Source organism: Streptomyces sp. HSW2009 (genome assembly GCF_040240285.1).
Lineage (GTDB): Bacteria > Actinomycetota > Actinomycetes > Streptomycetales > Streptomycetaceae > Streptomyces.
In genome coordinates, this window is sequence record NZ_JBEHZD010000903.1 from 1 (window position 1) to 1,912 (window position 1,912).

Genomic DNA, 1,912 nt, shown 5'->3' on the forward strand with positions numbered 1-1,912 from the left:
GTCCGCGCCTGCTTCGCCGACAGGCGCACCGCACCGCTGTCCACCGCCGCGGCCCCCCCCCCGGGGGGGGGGGGCCCCCGGGGGGCGGCCCCGGGGGGCGGGGCGCCGGGCCCGCCCCCCGGCGGGGGGGGCCCCGGGGGGCCCCCCCCCCCCGCGCCATCGTCAGTCGTTGGCCGGGGCGCTCTGCGGCCCGGCCACCGGCCTACCGCCCTTGGCCGCTGCCGCTGTCGCTGCTACCAGCCTTGTCATCGGACTTGGCGCCGCTCTTGCCACCGGTCGGGCTCGGCGGGGCAGGCGGCGCGGTGGGGCGTGCGGTGGGTGGTGGTGTGCTGGGTGCCGCCGTGGGCCGGGCCGTGGTGGGCTGCGGCGGGGGCGGCTCGTGGGTGCGCGACGCGGTCGGTCGCGGTGGGGTGGTCGGGCGGGGCCGGGCCGTGGGCGGCGGCCGGTGGGAGGGCGGATGGTGCGGCGGCTTGGCCGCGGTGGGCCGGTGGCTGACGTGCTGGGCGGGTTGGCCGCCCCCGCACTCGCCGATCAGCCCGGCCCTGAAGACCTCCCGGTTCGCCAACGTGCCCACCAGCGTGCCCCGTACGCAGCGGTCCTCGCGCACGTAGGTGACGGTCCCGGTGATCTCCAGGTCCTGTCCGCCCTTGGTCTTGCCGCGGCACGAGACCTGCGACTTGCCGGTGGACTTCGGCTTGCCCGTCGGGCCGTCCTTCGCGCGTTTGAGCTGTGCCGTGCAGGTCAGCCACTGCACGTCGATCCCGCCGCGCTCCAGTGCGCGGGTGCCCACCTTGTCCGTGGTGACCGCGACGGTCGAGGCGCGTAACCCGCCCTCGACGTCGTCACAGGCCGCCAGTGTGCTCAGCGCGACGGCTGCCGCGCCCAGTGCGACGGCCGTGTTCCGCCATCGCCTTGCTCGTGTTGTTGCCCCCATGTACGGCAGCCTGCCACCGCCTCCCACGTGCGCGGAAGGGCTCCCTCAGCCAGTCGTCCGCACGCCTGCGGGCCGCGCCGCGAACCGCCCCCGCCCGCTGACCCCGGCCACTCGGTCGCTCAGCCGCCTCAGCCGCGCGGCCACCACACCAGCCCGCCTACGACCGGCGACCCCACCAGCCCACCGCCCGGCCCGCCACCGGCGCCCGGGCTCCCGCCGCGCGCCGCCGCGCTCACGCCCAGCGCGCCGTGCGGCCGAGCAGCAGCGCGAGGGCGGCGGTGCCCGCCGTCGAGGTGCGCAGCACGCTGGGCCCGAGCCGGTAGGGCTGGGCGCCGGCCGCCGCGAAGGCCGCCAACTCCTCGGGGGCCACGCCGCCTTCGGGCCCGACGACCAGCACGATGTCGCCCTGGGCCGGCAGTTCGGCAGTGGCCAGCGGCCGGGCGCCGCTCTCGTGCAGTACGGCCGCGAAGGCCGCCCCGGCCAGCACCTCGGCCACCTCGCGCGTGGTCATCGCCGCGGTCACCTCGGGGAAGCGCAGCCGGCGCGACTGCTTGCCCGCCTCGCGCGCGGTGGCCCGCCACTTCGCCAGCGCCTTCGTGCCGCGCTCGGCCCGCCACTGGGTGACGCAGCGCGCCGCGGTCCACGGCACGATCGCGTCGACGCCGGTCTCCGTCATGGTCTCCACGGCGAGTTCGCCCCGGTCGCCCTTGGGCAGCGCCTGGACGACGGTGATCCGGGGCTGCGCCGCCGGCTCCTCCCGTACCTCGGCCACCTGCACGGTGAGCCGGTCCTTGCCCTCGACGGCCACCACCGCGCCGCTGACGCCGCGCCCCGCCCCGTCGGTCAGCACGACCTCCTCGCCGACGCGCAGCCGGCGCACCGAGACCGCGTGCCGGCCCTCGGGGCCGTCCAGCGCCACCGTGCCGCCTGCGGCGGCGCCGGCCAGCGTGTCGGCGATGAAGACGGGGGCCGTCACGC

Annotated in this window: 2 protein-coding genes; both read right to left on the minus strand. The window is 78.5% G+C overall.

Annotated elements, in window-relative coordinates:
- Positions 1-202 precede the first annotated feature (202 nt).
- Positions 203-934 carry a hypothetical protein gene (locus tag AAHZ94_RS33405; protein ID WP_349997448.1) on the minus strand — a complete coding sequence of 244 codons (732 nt, stop codon included), beginning with the start codon at positions 932-934 and terminating at the stop codon, positions 203-205.
- 232 nt (positions 935-1,166) lie between these two features.
- Complete coding sequence (locus AAHZ94_RS33410) at positions 1,167-1,910, minus strand: 16S rRNA (uracil(1498)-N(3))-methyltransferase (RefSeq protein WP_349997449.1); 744 nt, start codon at positions 1,908-1,910, stop codon at positions 1,167-1,169.
- Positions 1,911-1,912 lie beyond the last annotated feature (2 nt).

Bases quoted from the DNA above. Each gene is read 5' to 3' on its own strand.
- AAHZ94_RS33405 (WP_349997448.1), bottom strand. From the start codon at position 934: ATGGGGGCAACAACACGAGCAAGGCGATGGCGGAACACGGCCGTCGCA.